The organism is Halostella sp. PRR32 (assembly GCF_034808085.1).
GTDB classification, from domain to species: Archaea; Halobacteriota; Halobacteria; order Halobacteriales; family Natronoarchaeaceae; genus Halostella; species Halostella pelagica.
This window is the reverse complement of the sequence record NZ_JAXHGL010000105.1, coordinates 1-275: the sequence shown is the minus strand read 5'-3', so window position 1 is coordinate 275 and position 275 is coordinate 1. Positions and strand designations below refer to the sequence as shown.

Here is a 275-nt window from a genome sequence, read left to right as displayed (position 1 = left end):
GATTCCTTCTGTTTCTGGTCGCTGTACCAACGATGAGCAAAGAAGACGGCCACACAGAGCAAGGCGGCTGCTCCAATGAGAATGACGGGCAGAATTGCGTATTTGTAGAAGAAGGCCACCGTGTCACGAGTTGAGGCTTTGATAAGATTGAGAGTAGTGAGCACAGCCTCCCGTCTGGCAGTTGTCACGTAGGCCACGGCCAATAGAACGAAGAACACGGAGAGAACGATCATCAGAATCACCGAGATGTCGCGTCCCGCGTTGGTCTGCTGCAC

At 53.1% G+C, this 275-nt stretch carries 1 protein-coding gene; it reads right to left on the bottom strand.

The window, feature by feature from the left end:
- On the bottom strand, positions 1–233 hold a 233-nt coding region (locus tag SM753_RS20560; RefSeq protein WP_323192927.1), incomplete at its 3' end, for a hypothetical protein.
- Between the last annotated feature and the right edge of the window lie 42 nt (positions 234–275).